Origin of the sequence: Ferroplasma acidiphilum (assembly GCF_002078355.1) — an archaeon.
GTDB lineage: Archaea > Thermoplasmatota > Thermoplasmata > Thermoplasmatales > Thermoplasmataceae > Ferroplasma > Ferroplasma acidiphilum.
This window is the reverse complement of sequence record NZ_CP015363.1, coordinates 1712722-1728898: the sequence shown is the minus strand read 5'-3', so window position 1 is coordinate 1728898 and position 16177 is coordinate 1712722. Positions and strand designations below refer to the sequence as shown.

Annotated in this window: 15 protein-coding genes; 8 read left to right on the top strand and 7 right to left on the bottom strand. The window is 38.9% G+C overall.

The window, feature by feature from the left end:
* Positions 1-7 precede the first annotated feature (7 nt).
* From fad_RS08670 to fad_RS08650, 5 genes are all read right to left on the bottom strand, one after another.
* Positions 8-973: an alpha-ketoacid dehydrogenase subunit beta gene (locus fad_RS08670; RefSeq protein WP_009886899.1), complete on the bottom strand. Its 966-nt coding sequence runs from the start codon at positions 971-973 to the stop codon at positions 8-10.
* Positions 970-2004 carry a thiamine pyrophosphate-dependent dehydrogenase E1 component subunit alpha gene (locus tag fad_RS08665; protein WP_009886898.1) on the bottom strand — a complete coding sequence of 345 codons (1035 nt, stop codon included), beginning with the start codon at positions 2002-2004 and terminating at the stop codon, positions 970-972. The genes fad_RS08670 and fad_RS08665 overlap by 4 nt, the downstream gene beginning before the upstream one ends.
* A complete protein-coding gene (gene lipA / locus fad_RS08660) occupies positions 2001-2855 on the bottom strand; it encodes a lipoyl synthase (protein WP_009886897.1) in 855 nt (284 codons plus the stop codon). The genes fad_RS08665 and lipA overlap by 4 nt, the downstream gene beginning before the upstream one ends.
* A gap of 86 nt (positions 2856-2941) precedes the next feature.
* Positions 2942-3943 (bottom strand): dihydropteroate synthase, encoded by a 1002-nt coding sequence (folP, locus tag fad_RS08655; RefSeq protein ID WP_009886896.1) that lies wholly within the window; start codon positions 3941-3943, stop codon positions 2942-2944.
* 33 nt (positions 3944-3976) lie between these two features.
* The gene (locus fad_RS08650; protein ID WP_081143070.1) at positions 3977-5380 is read right to left on the bottom strand and encodes an MFS transporter; all 1404 of its coding nucleotides are present in this window, start codon (positions 5378-5380) and stop codon (positions 3977-3979) included.
* A 184-nt stretch (positions 5381-5564) separates the two neighbouring features.
* Between fad_RS08650 and fad_RS08645 the strand changes: the two genes are divergently transcribed.
* The 4 genes from fad_RS08645 (at position 5565) to fad_RS08630 (ending at position 10143) form a co-directional block, all read left to right on the top strand.
* Positions 5565-5990 carry a DUF6015 family protein gene (locus fad_RS08645; protein WP_019841520.1) on the top strand — a complete coding sequence of 142 codons (426 nt, stop codon included), beginning with the start codon at positions 5565-5567 and terminating at the stop codon, positions 5988-5990.
* A gap of 17 nt (positions 5991-6007) precedes the next feature.
* On the top strand, positions 6008-7780 hold the full coding sequence (locus tag fad_RS08640) for a ribosome biogenesis/translation initiation ATPase RLI (protein WP_009886893.1): 1773 nt from the start codon (positions 6008-6010) through the stop codon (positions 7778-7780).
* 202 nt (positions 7781-7982) lie between these two features.
* Complete coding sequence (locus fad_RS08635) at positions 7983-9713, top strand: MFS transporter (protein ID WP_009886892.1); 1731 nt, start codon at positions 7983-7985, stop codon at positions 9711-9713.
* Between the two features lie 4 nt (positions 9714-9717).
* Positions 9718-10143 carry a MarR family winged helix-turn-helix transcriptional regulator gene (locus fad_RS08630; RefSeq protein WP_009886891.1) on the top strand — a complete coding sequence of 142 codons (426 nt, stop codon included), beginning with the start codon at positions 9718-9720 and terminating at the stop codon, positions 10141-10143.
* Here the strand turns inward: fad_RS08630 and fad_RS08625 are convergent.
* Positions 10134-11135: an alcohol dehydrogenase catalytic domain-containing protein gene (locus fad_RS08625; protein WP_019841519.1), complete on the bottom strand. Its 1002-nt coding sequence runs from the start codon at positions 11133-11135 to the stop codon at positions 10134-10136. The two genes, fad_RS08630 and fad_RS08625, sit on opposite strands and share 10 nt — an antisense overlap.
* A 98-nt stretch (positions 11136-11233) precedes the next feature.
* Here fad_RS08625 and tgtA point away from each other — a divergent pair, with 98 nt between their 5' ends.
* Positions 11234-13111 (top strand): tRNA guanosine(15) transglycosylase TgtA, encoded by a 1878-nt coding sequence (tgtA, locus tag fad_RS08620; RefSeq protein ID WP_048074045.1) that lies wholly within the window; start codon positions 11234-11236, stop codon positions 13109-13111.
* Here tgtA and fad_RS08615 read toward each other — a convergent pair whose 3' ends face one another.
* Positions 13112-13747 carry a GNAT family N-acetyltransferase gene (locus tag fad_RS08615; RefSeq protein WP_081143069.1) on the bottom strand — a complete coding sequence of 212 codons (636 nt, stop codon included), beginning with the start codon at positions 13745-13747 and terminating at the stop codon, positions 13112-13114.
* Positions 13748-14034: 287 nt separating this feature from the next.
* Here fad_RS08615 and fad_RS08610 point away from each other — a divergent pair, with 287 nt between their 5' ends.
* From fad_RS08610 to fad_RS08600, 3 genes are all read left to right on the top strand, one after another.
* The gene (locus tag fad_RS08610) at positions 14035-14541 is read left to right on the top strand and encodes a magnesium-dependent phosphatase-1 (RefSeq protein ID WP_081143068.1); all 507 of its coding nucleotides are present in this window, start codon (positions 14035-14037) and stop codon (positions 14539-14541) included.
* Positions 14542-14611: 70 nt separating this feature from the next.
* Positions 14612-15256 (top strand): hypothetical protein, encoded by a 645-nt coding sequence (locus tag fad_RS08605; RefSeq protein WP_009886886.1) that lies wholly within the window; start codon positions 14612-14614, stop codon positions 15254-15256.
* Between the two features lie 8 nt (positions 15257-15264).
* A complete protein-coding gene (locus fad_RS08600; protein ID WP_009886885.1) occupies positions 15265-16164 on the top strand; it encodes a hypothetical protein in 900 nt (299 codons plus the stop codon).
* Positions 16165-16177 lie beyond the last annotated feature (13 nt).

Here is a 16177-nt window from a genome sequence, read left to right as displayed (position 1 = left end):
CACCAAATTAATATTTTAATAATTTATCTATAGCAGCCATTATCCTTCTCTCGTTCGGGACATAGTACTCCTCAAGGGCAAATGGAATAGGTATGTCAAGCCCTGTAACCCTCAATATTGGGGCGGCCAGGTAATCCACTGCCTTCTCGGAAATTGTTGCTGAGAGCTCTGCACCAACACCAAACATCTTGGGTGATTCATGGACTATCAGCACTTTCCCTGTTTTTTTAACCCCAGCAAGTATGGTATCAAGGTCGAAGGGGCTCAAGGTCCGTAAATCTATTATCTGGGCATTTACGTTATTTTTTTCAACCGTGCTTTTCACAACCGGCACAGCAGGCCCATATGTAATTATTGTAAGGTCATCGCCTTCCCTTATCACACTGGCTTTTCTCAGGTCAACCTTATAATAATCATCGGGAACATCCATCTTGCCCGCATAATAGAGCCTTTTGGGTTCAAGGAATATTACAGGATCGTTCAGCTCTATAGATGATAATAGCAATCCCTTTGCGTCATATGGATTTGACGGGGTTACAACCGTTAATCCCTGTGTATGTGTGAAATAGGCTTCACCGCTCTGAGAATGGTAAGGCCCTCCATGTACACCCCCTCCATAGGGGGTACGCAGCACCATGGGAAGTGTATAATCTCCATTAGTTCTGTACCTTAGCTTCGCCATCTGGTTTATTATCTGGTCCATAGCCGTGTAAATAAAATCCTGGAACTGTATTTCCGGTATGGATTTAAGCCCGGCCATTGACATTCCTATGCCAAATCCCACTATTCCCAGTTCTGCCAAGGGGGTATCCATAACCCTTTCCTTTCCATATTTAGCCAGTAATCCATCGGTTACCCTGAAAACACCTCCATCAGTGCCCACATCCTCACCGAGGAGTATTATAGAATCGTCTTTTTCCATTGCATTGTTAAGCCCGCTATTTAAAGCCTTTACCATTGTCATCTGCGTCATTGTATATCACCTCTTTCCTCACTTATGTACCATGGCTCTTCTTCGTAAAGGTTTCCCATCATTGTTTCCTTATCCGGTTTAGGTGCTTTTTCATAGGTATCTATAAGTTTTGATGTAGTTTCTTCCATTTCATCATTTATCTGCTTTATATCCAGATCCGTTATCACTTTCATATCCTTTAGAAGTTTCTGGCTTACTATCAGGGGGTCTTTCTCGCTTCCTTCGGGCACCCTATCTGTCCTGTATTTATTCGGGTCATCAGCTGTGGAATGTGGTCCCATCCTGTATGTCATTGCCTCTATAAGGATAGGGTCTTCAGAAGCGTTTTCCAGTGCCTTCCTTGTAGCCCTATATACTTCTATGAAGTTTGTGCCGTCTATCCTTATTCCGGAGAATCCGTATGATTCTGCTTTCTTGTAAATTGCACCTCTGGTTTCTTCATAGGTCTGGTTAAATGCCTTATCATCTGTTGGATATGTTGGCACAGAAATTGCAAACTGGTTATTTTCACAGAAAAATACCATCGGGAGTTTGTAAACTCCTGCAAAATTCATGGCAACATGGAAATCCGGGGTTGAAGTTGCACCATCTCCAAATGTTGTTATAACGGAACCGCTCTCTTTTCTGTATTTCTTTGCATATGCAATTCCTGTTGCAGATGTAAGATGCCCTGCTACAGGTGTTATTACTGCACCTATATTGTACTTTTTAAGTGAAAAATGGTCAGGCATATCCCTTCCTATTTCATTGTCTGTTGCAGTGGCAAATACCTGTGACAATATAGTATCTATAGGTATGCCCATCTGGATGAGAACACCAAAATCCCTGTAATATGGATAAAAGAAATCCTCATCCCTGATTGCCATTCCCATTCCTATGTGGATAGCTTCATGCCCCATAAGCGGAATATAAAAGGGCAAAAATCCCTGCCTGCTTGCATTCAGCATTTTTTTGTCAAATAGCCTTTCCATTACAATATTTTTATACGCGGCCAACAAGCCTTCCTTACTAATATCAGTTTCCTCAATCATTTTTTATCCCTCATTTTTATATATCCTTCAGCTGCCCTGTAGGACGTCCTCACAAGCGGCCCGGAAGCCACAAAGGAAAATCCCATTTCATATCCAGCTTCTTCAAAGTGCTTGAATCTGGACATAGGTGAGTATTCCACCACCTCCAGCTGTTTTTTCGTTGGCCTCAGGTACTGCCCCACTGTCAATATTTCAACACCGGCATTCCTGAGATCCATCATTGTTTCTTCTACTTCTTCATCTGTTTCGCCGAGCCCGACCATAATAGAAGATTTGGTGATTACACCTTTCATGCTGCCCTTTATATATTTCAGCACTGAAAGTGTCTGGTCATATCCTGCTCTTGGATCACGCACTGATGGAGTAAGCCTCCTTACAGTTTCTATATTATGGGCTATTACATCCGGTTCCGCAGCTATTATTCTATCCAGGTCAGCATGGTCCCCGCCGAAATCCGGAATCAAAACCTCTATTTTTATTCCAAGTTCCTTTACCTTTTCAATTACCCTTGCAAAAGCTGATGATCCCTTATCTGGAAGGTCATCACGGTCAACTGAAGTAATTACTACATAATCAAGGTTCATAAGTTTTATTGAATCATAAACCTTCTGCGGCTCATCAGGGTCGAGCGGAAGCATATTCCCATGTGTTACTGCGCAGAATCTGCAACCCCTCGAGCAATTGGAGCCCAGGACCATAAACGTTGCTGTTCCACTTTCCCAGCATTCGCTTATATTCGGGCAATGGGCTTCCTCGCATACTGTATTCAGTTGCCTTGAGTTTATGGTATTTTTTATAAATGAATACCTCTCTCCGGTTGGCAGATTCACCTTATATGGGACCCTCATCATAGTCCATCTATTGGTAAAAAATATATAAACTTCGTGTAATAAACATTAGCAATATACTCTATAGAAGATGAGTAGCATACTGTAATTTAATAATCTTTTATATAACCTTTGATATAATTATACATATTAATAGCGTCCCTGTTTTCCCTTACATCATGTACCCTTAATATGTCAACTCCATTGCTGTTAAGATAAATCGATGATGCTATGGTTCCTCCCAATCTTTCCTTTACAGTGCTCCCTGTTATCTTACCTATAAATCCCTTTCTTGATGTTCCAAAAAGTGTGTCAAATCCAATAAAAAATGACCATGGAGAACTTAAAATATCCATATTTCCATTAAAATCCTTGGCAAAGCCAATGCCAGGATCAAGGATTATATTTTCAGGGTTAATGCCTTTCTTAACCATCTCATCTGCCCTGTTATAGAAATATCTGTTGAGCTGGAAATATAAATTATCGTAATCTGTGTATTCTCCCATATTCTCCGGGTTTCCCCTCATATGCATTACAATGCATTTAACGTTGCTTCCGGCAGCGATGTCTATCATCCCGGGATCTGAAAATCCAGAAATGTCATTGATATATTCTATCCCATACTCCATAGCCCGGGATATGGTGTATAAATGCCTGGAATCAACAGAAACAGGTATGTTTGAACATGATTTTATATACTCAAGCACATCTTTTATCCTGTTGAATTCTGTCTCCGGGTCTACCATTTTGCTTCCTGGCCTGGTGCTCTCGCCACCTATGTCTATAATGTCAGGCTTTGCGTCAAGCATACTATCCACTATTTCCTTATTACTTATTCTTGAGCCTTCGAAAAACGAATCCGGTGTTGCATTGAGTATTCCCATTATAAGTGATTTTTTGTTTGTAATTTTGTTTTCTGCCTTTGCTGAAATTTCATCCTCATACCCTTCAAAAATATGGTTTTTAATATAAAATTCCTTTAAAATGCTTTTTTCAAATTTAACAGAACTAAAGGTATACTTTTTCCCCTCAATTACAATCTTTCCATTTTCTGATTCTTCGTAAATATTTAAATAATTCTTATTTATACTGTCGGGAAATATCAATTCCATAAATCTCACACTGCATCTATTAATAACTTTAATTTATTTCCATTCAGCATATCTTGCCTCGCCGGATGTTTCCCCAAGATCCCTGCGTTTTGTTTCTGGAAGAAGCACTATTGTGAGTATCAATCCAATTGCCGCTATTATGGCAAGCATTCCCATGAGGAAATGCAATCCTGTTATGGATAATATAATAGTATCTGCCAGGGTGCCTATAAAGGCGCCAGTTTTGCCGCCAGCTGCTGATATTCCTGTGCCGAGCCCCCTTGTTGAAATCGGGAATACCTCAGGTGGATATACAAAGGTTGTTACATTGGGCCCGAACATAATAAAGAAGTAGCTTATTCCATACAGGAGCAGTAAATAATCAAGGAACCTGTAGGTGGTCAGGAAGCTAAATGCCGATATAATTCCGAAGGAAATTGCCATCATTGCAAAGCCGGTAATCTGCACAGGCTTTCTCCCGATCCTGTCTATTGTGAAAGCAGCAATCCAGTAACCGGGAAATGCAGCAACGCCGAATATTATTGCAGAATATTCATTTGTCATAATTATGGAGTGTATGCCAGATACCGTTGACGGGACAAGGAACGATAATATGCTGTTGGACATTATGGAATTTCCATAAAAAGCCCAGTCCATCAGGAACCATGCACCTGCTGTGCCTATAAGGGTGAGCAGAAATTTCCTGTCCCTGAATAACACATACCATGGTGCATTGATTGTTTTGCCTTTGCTGCCTGTTGAGTCTAAACCTGCGAAAGTTTTTAGATTTTTAGCAGCCAGTTTGTAATCGCCCCTGACATCTGCAGTATATCTTGGTGGCTCCGGCATGGTTCTCCTGAAATATATTACTATAATAGCCGGTATCGCCCCTATTGCCAGTAGAAGCCTCCATGTTATGTAAGGTGAAACATAGTTTGAAAGAAATGCTATGGATATAAGTGGTCCTGCTATAAGCCCGAAACTCTGCATTGAAAATATCATACCCACAAATTTACCCCGGTTCATTGTACTGGAATATTCAGTCATTATGGTGGAACTTGTTGCATAATCACCACCAATTCCTACCCCTAAGAGGAACCTCCAGAAAAGCAGCATGAATATGTTGTTTACAGGAGTAAGGAAGGCACTACCAAGAGACCCGGCTATGAGTGCTACCAGCTCGAACCCATATATTGCTTTTCTTCCAGAATAATCCAGAAGCCTCCCAAACACAACGGAACCTATAACAGCAGCAAGCAGTGCTGTAGAGGTAACGAGACCCTTGTAAAATATGCTGATATTATGCCAACCGGCATATGGCAAAAGCAGTATCACCACACCTATAATAAAAAGGTCATATGCATCTGTAAAAAATCCAAGCCCTGAAATAAATAATACTTTATAATGAAATTTCGATGTTTTTGCCTCATCCATTGACCTGTCTATGGCTGAACTCATTGAATCACTTGTCTAATTAGTCACCTAAATATTATAAATATTACCTATATACAATATATAGAGTATATAGTAAATTGCACTATATTTTACATAAAATTAATATATAGTAATGGCAATATTATAAATTGAATAACCTTATAAGTTGCGGTACAATAAGGTATGTTTACTTTAAAGAGGAATTGATATGGCAACAAGTAGCATGGAAATAGCAAAATTAAGAAGCAGGGCATATGTGAAAATAGACGAACTTTCAAAAGCAATTAGCAATGGGCTAAGTTTGCAAAACCGGAAGATGGGTATTGAAGAATCGCAATCATCTGCAGAGCATATTATTAACTTCTTCGGTTATAGCACAAGGGTAATTGATAATATGCTGGAACCGGAAGACCGGGATGTTTTCTATACAATGGAAGATCTTGGAATCCTGGAAACGGAAAGGGAAGAAACAACACTTTTCGATGGAAGGGAATGGCGTATCCATTACTGGCTCCTTAACGTCTTGCGTGTCCTGGAGCTTGCTGAAATGAATATAAGCAACAAAGTGGAACACGACAGCAGGTTTGATATCTACAGTGAGATACCTGACGAATACTGGAAGCCAGGCGAATAAGGCCGGGATGATTACCAATGCATATTGCGATTTTAGACAGGGAAAGGTGCCACCCGAAAAAGTGCAACCATGAATGCCGATATTACTGCCCTCCTGTTAGAAGTGGTGCTAAAACTATAGAGTTTCCAGGGCAATCCGATGATTTTCCGGTAATTACTGAATCACTCTGCATAGGCTGTGGTATTTGTGTGAACCGGTGCCCATTTGGTGCAATTAAAATTGTAAGTGTCCCGGACGAATTAAACAAGGATATAGTACATCAATATGGAATAGATTCATTCCGGCTATACTCACTTCCAGAACTCGGAACAGGCAGGGTTAATGCTATACTCGGGCAGAACGCCCTTGGAAAGACAACAACAATGAATATACTTTCAGGTGTCCTTATACCAAATTTTGGAAATATAAGCAAAAAGAACGATAAGGATTACGTTATAGAAAGATTTTCGAAAAGCATCATGGGGCAGTATTTCAGGGACCTCTATAATGGGACAAAAAAAGCTGTCCTGAAAAATCAATATGTAGACCTCATACCGCGCGTTGCCAGCGGCACAGTAAGGGACATAATGAAGGACAATGACCATGGCAATATGGATATTATAGTAGATGACCTTTCAATGAAAACATTCCTTGGAAGGGATGTAAAAGAGCTCTCCGGCGGTGAACTACAGAAGCTTGCTATCGGAATTACGCTTATGAAAGATGCTGACATATATCTCTTTGATGAAGCCTCATCATATCTTGATATTAATGAAAGAATAAGGGTTTCAGATATAATAAGAAAGCTTTCACAATCAAAAATTGTCATGGTAGTTGAACATGACCTTGCCATACTGGACAAGATGGCCGACCAGGTAAACCTTGTATACGGAAGCCCGGGTGCATACGGTGTAATAACAAAGGAAAAGAGCACAAATAAGGCTATAAACGCATTTCTATCAGGATATCTCCGTGAGGAAAATGTAAGGGTCAGGCCGACATCCATAGATTTTACAGTAAAATCAAGCAAAAGGACTTCAGTAACAACCAAGGTTACATCCTGGACTGCAATGGAAAAAAGCTACGGCAGTTTTAATTTGAATATCGGAGAGGGTTACATTAACAGGGAAGAAATCATAGGTGTCCTCGGGCAGAATGCACTTGGAAAAACCACCTTTGTTAAGATACTTTCAGGTGTTATTAAACCGGATTCAGGCTCAGTTGAAAACGAACTCAAAATAGCATATAAGCCACAGTACATATCTACTGATTACGAAGGTACTGTATACGAACTGCTATCAACCGCATTGAAGGAAAAAATGGAGGATGTATTCATAAAAAATGAAATCCTTTCGCCTATGAACGTTTCAGAGTTATATGATAACTATATAGGAGACCTCTCCGGCGGTGAACTCCAGAGGACATCCATAGCATTGACACTTGCCACCGATGCAGACCTCTATCTAATTGATGAGCCCTCTGCACACCTGGATTCCTCATACAGGATGAATGTGGCAAGGATAATCAGGCGTGTAATAGAAAACAATAAGAAAAGCGCAATAGTGGTTGACCATGATATTTACCTCATAGACCTTATTTCTGATGCACTTATAGTTTTTAAGGGAGAACAGGGGGTATACGGAAACTCCAGAGGGCCCATGGAAATGAGAGATGGCATGAACATGTTCCTGAAAGACCTGGGAATAACATTCAGGCGTGATGAAACAACAAGGCGCCCGAGAATAAACAAATTAAACAGTGCACTGGACCGGCAACAGAAGGCCAGCGGGGAATATTACTATATGAAATGATTTTTAACCATGACAAGCTGTGATAAGCAAGTTGTATATGATGCATGCTATACCAAGATCCATAATGTTTATTCTCTATATAATTTAAGTAACACTGTATATACTATCAAATACAGAACATATTATTAATTTAATAAGCAAACATTTATTGGTAAATAATTTCGTAAAATAACATTTAAATAATTAAAAATAATTCACTGTCATGGTAGAAGAAAAATGGGTAGCGTTATCAAACACCACAATAGGCGTGCTGATGGCTACAATTAACATGAGCATTCTAATCATAGCATTGCCTGCAATTTTTAGCGGCATTCATCTTGATCCTTTAAAATCAAATTCATTTGTCTATTTACTATGGATACTTATGGGTTATATGATAGTAACGGCCGTATTGCTTGTTACTATAGGGCGATTATCAGATATATTCGGCAGGGTAAAATTATTCAATTTAGGATTTCTTATATTTACTATAGGTTCTATACTGCTTTATTTAACTCCTGGAAAGGGAGATACAGGAGCACTGGAACTGATATTCTTTAGAATTGTCCAGGCTGTTGGAGGTTCCTTCATATTCGCAAACAGTTACGCTATAATAACAGATAATTTCAAGAAAGAGGAACGTGGCTTTGCACTGGGAATAAACGCCATAGCGGCTACTGCCGGGATGAGCATAGGCATAGTTGTAGGTGGAATACTTGCTACAATTAACTGGAGATACATATTCTTAGTGAGCGTCCCTGTTGGCATTCTGGGAACAGTATGGTCATACCTGAAATTGAAGGAAACCTCACCAAAAATCAAGCAGAAGCTTGATATTCCCGGAAATATTACATTTGCCGGAGGGCTAATTATACTGCTGGTCGGTGTCACCTATGGTATTGCACCTTATAAATCAAGCCCTATGGGATGGGGAAATCCATGGGTAATTGCTGCATTGATAATAGGCGCCGTATTGCTGGTACTTTTCCCCTTCGTGGAGAGAAAGGTAAAGCAGCCAATGTTCAATCTGAGCCTTTTCAAGATTAGGGGATTTGCTACAGGAAGTTTCGCCGGAATGATATCAAGCATGGGAATGATGGGCTTTATGTTTATGATAATTATTCTCTTCCAGGGCATATGGCTTCCAATACACGGCTATCACTATGCATCAGTGCCATTCTGGGCAGGAATATACATGCTTCCAATGACCATTGCAATGGGTATCTTCGGGCCCATAGCAGGAAGATTTTCTGACAGACACGGCCAGAGATGGCTTGCATCTTTTGGTTTAATAGTTTCCGGAATAGCTCTTCTGTTGCTTGTTCTTCTTCCTGCCGATTTCATATACATATTCATGGGCATACTCCTGTTTGTTTTCGGAGCTGGAATGGGCATGTTCACGGCACCAAATACAGCCGCAGTCATGTCATCTGTTTCTCCTGATGTCAGGGGTTCGGCATCAGGAATGCTAACAACCCTCAGAAATGTAGGCACAACTGCCAGTATGGGAATATTCTTTACCATTCTTATACTTGGTTTAACAACTTCACTGCCACACACACTTTCATCTGCTGTGATATCTGCCGGTGGCGGGAGTACACTGGCTGGAGAAATGTCAAAACTCCCACCGACAGAGGCAATATTCGCTGCTCTTCTTGGAATAAATCCAGGTACAGTTATTCTGGGGCTTTTGCCAGCGCATGTTGTGTCCTCTATACCAACCAGTGCACAGCATATTATAGAGGCAAGGACATGGTTCCCCACAATCTTTGCTCCGGCATTCATCAAGTCGCTCCATATTGTGTTCTACGTTGGAGCTGCAATAGTATTTGCAGGTGCCATTATATCTATACTACGTGAACCCTTGAGCAAATCAAAGAAAACGAAAGCCGATAAGAAATCAGCAAAAGATCAGTCTGAATTGCCAGACAAGGCAGTAAAAATGAAGAGATGAATTCATGGATAATGCACTGAATATATGGTCTCTGTTTGACAGCATACTGGGAGAATACGCAGTAAGAATAAAATCCCATCTTTCATCTCTATCCCTCAGCATGGTAGATTATAAAATACTTCATCTTGTCCATTCTGAACCAAAAAATATGAAATATCTGGCCGATACCCTATCACTTGCAAAGGGGTGGGTCACAGATATAACGGATGGCCTGGAAGAAAGGAACCTTGTAAAGAGGGTACATAGCAGCCAGGACAGGCGTGTAATAAACATAGAGATAACAGATGAAGGGCTAAAAATTTATAATAAGGTGGGAAAAATGATTAAAACGATTATCGGCGATTCTATTTCCTCCCTGCCAGAGGATGATGTAGAAAAATTATCTACCATACTGGAAAAAATAAGCCAGAATATGCACTGTCATTCATAGGATATCAAAGGTTTTATAAAATTTCTCTTTCCGGATTGGAAGAGGTTTCCAATATCGTTAATTTTTATTACAGGGTCTTCCATCCCTGAATAATCTATAAGCCCGGAGCTTATCATATTAATTGCTTTCCTCATTGTATACGGATTTACGAAATCTCCGAAGATTGATATCTCCTTGCTATATATTTTATTTGACTCAATTTCAATTTTTTCACCGGGCGGATACACAGAAAATGCGAAGATCTTTCCGGAAGGCGAAGCCATATCAATTGTTTTAGAAAGTATGCTATTGGACCCTGTAGCTTCAACAACAACGTTTGCCTTTCCTATAATATCGCTTTCCATTAAATCATCTATGCCCGTGTATATTTTATCAGAACCATATTTTTTAGCCAGCAAGTTTCTGGTAGGATTCGTGTCCATGGTGTATACAGGATAATATCCCATGCCCTTCAATATCTGTAAAAATGCAAGGCCAATAAAACCAGTGCCTGAAATTATAGCTGACCCGCCAAGGGGGACATGTGTATTATCAAAAGCGTGTATTATGCATGCTACAGGTTCAACAATTGCTGCGGCTTCAAAACTCATAGTATCAGGAATTTTATAAACTACCTTTTCCGGAACAGTGACATACTCGCCATATCCTCCTGGATAGTTTATGCCAACAGTTTTTATATTTTCACAGAAATTTTCCTTCCCTCCTTTGCAGTATTCACATTGCCCGCATGTTATATTTGGATCAACAACTACCCTGTCTCCGGGCATAAATGATTTTACACCTTCACCTATTGATGTGATAACCCCGCTAAACTCATGCCCCGGGATCACCGGATATTTGACAGCAAGGTGTTTTCCATTGTATGCATGAAAATCTGTACCACATATGCCACATGCCCTGGTCTTTATCTGAACTTCGCCAGTATCAGGCTTCCTGGCTTCTGTATTGATTAATTCAAGCACCCCTGGCTCTTTTAAAACATAAGCTTTCATTATTTTTAATGGTTTAATATTTATTATAATTTTTCCCGTGATTATAGTACCACGCAAATATCGACCAATAGTTAAATATCATGTAAAAATTAGCCATAATGCAGATGTTTTTCAGGGAAGGGCTTGCGCGAATAGGTAAATTTTCAACTCCTCATGGAGATATAGAAACTCCAACCGTAATGCCCGTAATAAATCCAAATCTAAATTTCCTGACCAAAGAAGAATTAAAATCTATTGGAGTCCAGGCAGTTATTACAAATAGTTACATTATTAAAAGAACAGCATCACTTGAACAGGATGCGCTTAAACACGGAGTGCACAGGCTAATAAATTTTGATGGCCCGATTATGACAGATTCAGGCACGTTTCAGAGTTATGTATACGGTGATATAGAATATGGCAACAAAGAAATTGTGCAGTTCCAGAAGGATATTGGAAGCGATATAATAACCATACTTGATATATTTACCAAGCCCCAGGATAGCTATGAACAGGCAAAGGCAGCAGTATACGAAACATCCAGAAGGCTACAGGAGGTAAACACACCGGATTCCATAATTGCCGGGCCAATACAGGGTTCAATATACCCTGACCTGAGGAGGGAATCAGCCAGACTCATGTCAGAAGCCTCTTACCTACCTATTGGCGGAGTTGTTCCACTCCTTGAATCTTACAGATATAGCGACCTTGTAAATATAATAATAAATTCAAAGCTAAATTCAGACTTTTCAAAACCCGTGCATCTATTTGGCGGGGGGCATCCCATGTTTTTTGCATTTTCTGTTCTGCTGGGCGTTGATATTTTCGATTCAGCTTCCTATATTAAATATGCAAAGGACAACAGGGTGCTTTATACAGAAGGTACAAGGAACCTGAAGGAAATACGTGACTTCCCTGAATGGAGCCCGCTTTTTAATAAATATTCTCCTGTCGAATTGATCAAAGCCGATGAAAAAACCCGGCTAAAGTTGTTATCGCTCCATAATCTTAAAGCTATTTTCAACGAAATAACAGAAATAAAGGAAAGGATATATGAAAACACCCTTTACCAGTATGTGGAAGAAAAATCTATGGCGCACCCTGCACTTTACAGGGCTTATCTGGAAATGCTTGATCACAATTTAGAGCCGTTCTGGAATATTTCCCTTAAATCCCCCTTATATTTTTTCAACTCTTCTACATATAAAAATACGTTCATAAAACGCCTTGTAAAATTCACAGAGGACTATATAAGCAACGGTAAAAAAACAGTTCTTGTAAGTTACCGCCAGTGGAGGCATGGATTCCCTGTTTCTGATGATATACTTAGGTCATATGAAACCACAGACTATAACTTTCTCATAGAATGGAATGATATTTTTATACCCATGGAGCTGGAAAACACATATCCGGTTAGCCAGATGGTGCCGTCAGGGGTACTGGATAAAATTTACCGTGATGACTATATAGCATGGCTGAAATCCATAAACAATGATATCTCATTTTATGACCCTTCAATAACCGGCAGCGAAAAAATCAGAAATTACAGTCATTCAAAAATAAATGAGGTTTTCCATTTACAGTTCAAAGCCCGGAAAAATCTTTTTGTAAATTCAGATAAAATAATAAAATCAAAGGCTACAGGCCATATAAGGAATATAAAACGCGGTGAAAAAATAATAGCAACAATGAGAAACGATGGATTTTTAACGCTCTCAATTTATGGTGGCAAATTATTGAATGATATGCTGGATTTTCCTGCATCCCGTGTAATAGTCACAGATGACAGCGGGGAATTCAATTCACAGGGATATAACGTATTTTTCAAATTTGTAGAAGATTGCGACAGGGAAATAATAGCCGGGAATGATGTAATGGTAACCAGCGCTTCAGGCGATCTTTATGCAGTAGGGCATGCAACTGTGTCTGGCAAAGAGATGGGATTTTACAGGAATGGCATAGCGGTAAAAGTTCACGAAGGCATTAATAAGCTATGATTATTCAAGGGTGATATTTTCAGGTATATCATCCAGTATCCCGTTAAGGGTTTTATCGTTGCTGCTCCTGTTGTATATGTGTGTATAAATTTGTGAAAGTGTGGATTGAATCCTTTTTCCATTCACCTTCCCTATATTTTTCCTTGAAATCATCATCAATTTCATTTCCTGGGATTTACTGCCGTTCCTTGGAGGCAAAAAGTATTTGAATCCTGTCATAGTTTTTGCGCCAGCCCTCCTGTAAAATTTAATCCTTTCACTTCTCTGTTTTTTATTGTCGCCTTCTTCAGGATTTTCAACTTCAAATATCATATGGTTATAATTTACGTTTTCACTTATATCGAATATTTTCTGTAGAAAAATGGAACCTACGCCCTGCCCCCTGTAATTTTTACCAACAGCTATGTAATCCAGAAATAAAAAATCGGTATTCTCTACAGGCCAGATCATTGAAAATAATACAGGATCTCCATTATGCCTGGCGATAAACATTTTTTCATTATTTTCTTCAATATTCCGCTTAATATCTTCCACCGGCCTTTTCTCCCCCTCAGGAAAAGCTTCTTCATATATTTCTATAGCTTCTTTAAATTCAGTATCACTTTTAACTTCTGATACATCTATATTTTCTATCATAACAAAACATTCGCTTTTATTATATCTAAATTGCGGTTTTTATGGGTTTTTATTTTCAATTTTGCGGTAGTTTTTAGTTCCCTGATTATCAATTTTAATATTTAATAAAACTTCAGAATGCATGGGGTATCATAAAGGCATGGCATAACCTGAATTTAGATATTTTCCGATAATCCACTAACCCGGGTTATATCTATCACATATAATTTCAATTTTCCCTTAAAATTTATCGCATATTTTCAATATTTTTTACGATATATTTATTTAATTATTGCAATACCTAATGGATGATTAGACCATGGATTCTGGCTATGGATCTGGATGGCACAGTATGGGATCATTTAAATATCTCAGGAGTTAACCCGCCTTATACACGCCTGGACTCGAATAGCATAGGAAATCAGGATAATGTTACAGTAACGTTGTTTCCGGAAGCACTGGATTTTATAAGATGGGCACGTGAGAATGGTGCTATAACGACAACATTGAGCTGGAACAGAAAGGATTATGCCCAGGAAGCACTTGAAACATTTGGCATATGCAACCTTTTCGACTATAACTCCACAGACCAGACCCCGGACAAGGACCAGCGGTTGCTCAAGCTTATAAGCCTGCTGAAGAAAGAGGGTGTTGAAATTCCGGTGCAGAGGGTTGTATATGTTGATGACAGGGATCTGCATATGGAGGCAATAAGGAAGAATATAGGCGATATAGTTTTTATAAATATCTGGAAAACAACAAAAACATATCACGATGCAATGGAAATAGTAAAAATGAAAATATTGAAAAACTGATTTTTCCTATCGGGATTTGCCTTAATTTTATGAAACATTTTAAATATTCAAAAACAATATTAATATAAATATGCCAGACGAACTTCCAGTAATATGGTTTAAAAGCAATAAGGACCCCCAGGCTTCATTCGCAGCCAGCCTATGGATAACTATGCACACTCAAATATACAAATATACACATGCGAATAACTACATTATGAGAATAAACAACATAAATAGCATATTATCTTTTAATGAATATTTTGGATTTCTGGCAGATAATACAACCCTTTCAGGCATATCTGCAATATTAAATAGGAATTTGCGGAAAATGAAAATAAAAGAGTTTTATTTTTCTCTTAGTGAGGACAATGACATTGGCAAAGCGATAAATTATATGGAGAAGGGAAGGCCGGTTGTTATGGGATTTCCATATAAATTTATAGGCCCACTGGTTAAATATGAGGTTATCAATAATAACCTTCCGGAAAATATCATGTATTATTTTACTGCCTTTATTTACCGGGATAAAATACTATTAATTCCTGGCTTTGAGGGTGTGGAATTAAAAACTGGCATTAATGATTTTTACAAACGCACTGGAGATAAAGTAAAGGCTATGGAAATAGATGAATTTACAGGATACTGTGAAAAATTGGGAAGCAGGATAAAGATAGTGTATGCGAATGTGCTTGCAAGGAATGGAGAGGAATTGCGTTCATTGAACGAGTATTAGGTGTGTTAATGCTTGAAATAAAAAACTATATAACAAAAAAATACGAACAGGGAAATGACAATATTGAAACTTTAATTTCGCTCATGAATACATTTGTGTCAGAAATCTACGGGAGTTCAGTTGCTGTGGACCCGGATTCCATTGAAAATATAGAAAAATTGCATGCTTATATTGATGTTTTCCAGCAAAAAATACTTGGAAACACATTATTAATTAGAAAATTCAGCCACATATTTTATATCTCTGCAGAACAGGTTAATGGCAGGGCAAATTTTACCGGCCCGGACAGAAAGACTGCGATTAAACTACTTGAGGATGTTAAATCATCCCTGACAGCAGCAGGAGAGGCTAAATTGCTTGAATCTATAGCGTCCAATCTTTCAAGAATCGGGGAAGTACAGATGTCGCTTACGCCTGTCATGGAAATACTCCGGGAACTGGTGGAAAAGAAAAGGCTGATACTGGTATCTGATAAAAAAAGTGATGCGAAACGCCTGAAATATTTCAATGAAGTAGGAGACCTTGCAATATTTAGTTACGAATACAAATACGGTGCATGCATAATAGAACCGGGCCCGGAATTCGATGCAGTAGCCAGCGAAGGCATAGAAAATCTGCTTTCATACGTCATGTCACACAGGATTTTATATATATCAGGCATTTCATCATTGAAGCCATACCTCAGGACAGCATATTCATATTATTCCCTGTGCAGCCTCGCAGGGCATATGATGGAGATAAGCAGTGAAGACCTCCGGAAAGAGTATGGTGAACTCTATGGAAGGGAACCCGACAAACTTAAATTTAAAAATTATATAGAATCACTTTACAATTCAAATGTATTCACAAATATAGATACTAAAATAAATGGAGATAAAACAATATTTGAAAATTTTATAAAGGATTAGGAGTTTAGTATAA

Excerpts from the sequence above, each read along its gene's own strand:
- fad_RS08670 (WP_009886899.1), bottom strand. The coding sequence starts at position 973 with ATGACGCAGATGACAATGGTAAAGGCTTTAAATAGCGGGCTTAACAAT.
- fad_RS08665 (WP_009886898.1), bottom strand. The coding sequence starts at position 2,004 with ATGATTGAGGAAACTGATATTAGTAAGGAAGGCTTGTTGGCCGCGTAT.
- lipA (WP_009886897.1), bottom strand. The coding sequence starts at position 2,855 with ATGATGAGGGTCCCATATAAGGTGAATCTGCCAACCGGAGAGAGGTAT.
- folP (WP_009886896.1), bottom strand. The coding sequence starts at position 3,943 with ATGGAATTGATATTTCCCGACAGTATAAATAAGAATTATTTAAATATT.
- fad_RS08650 (WP_081143070.1), bottom strand. The coding sequence starts at position 5,380 with ATGAGTTCAGCCATAGACAGGTCAATGGATGAGGCAAAAACATCGAAA.
- fad_RS08645 (WP_019841520.1), top strand. The coding sequence starts at position 5,565 with ATGGCAACAAGTAGCATGGAAATAGCAAAATTAAGAAGCAGGGCATAT.
- fad_RS08640 (WP_009886893.1), top strand. The coding sequence starts at position 6,008 with ATGCATATTGCGATTTTAGACAGGGAAAGGTGCCACCCGAAAAAGTGC.
- fad_RS08635 (WP_009886892.1), top strand. The coding sequence starts at position 7,983 with ATGGTAGAAGAAAAATGGGTAGCGTTATCAAACACCACAATAGGCGTG.
- fad_RS08630 (WP_009886891.1), top strand. The coding sequence starts at position 9,718 with ATGGATAATGCACTGAATATATGGTCTCTGTTTGACAGCATACTGGGA.
- fad_RS08625 (WP_019841519.1), bottom strand. The coding sequence starts at position 11,135 with ATGAAAGCTTATGTTTTAAAAGAGCCAGGGGTGCTTGAATTAATCAAT.
- tgtA (WP_048074045.1), top strand. The coding sequence starts at position 11,234 with ATGCAGATGTTTTTCAGGGAAGGGCTTGCGCGAATAGGTAAATTTTCA.
- fad_RS08615 (WP_081143069.1), bottom strand. The coding sequence starts at position 13,747 with ATGATAGAAAATATAGATGTATCAGAAGTTAAAAGTGATACTGAATTT.
- fad_RS08610 (WP_081143068.1), top strand. The coding sequence starts at position 14,035 with ATGATTAGACCATGGATTCTGGCTATGGATCTGGATGGCACAGTATGG.
- fad_RS08605 (WP_009886886.1), top strand. The coding sequence starts at position 14,612 with ATGCCAGACGAACTTCCAGTAATATGGTTTAAAAGCAATAAGGACCCC.
- fad_RS08600 (WP_009886885.1), top strand. The coding sequence starts at position 15,265 with ATGCTTGAAATAAAAAACTATATAACAAAAAAATACGAACAGGGAAAT.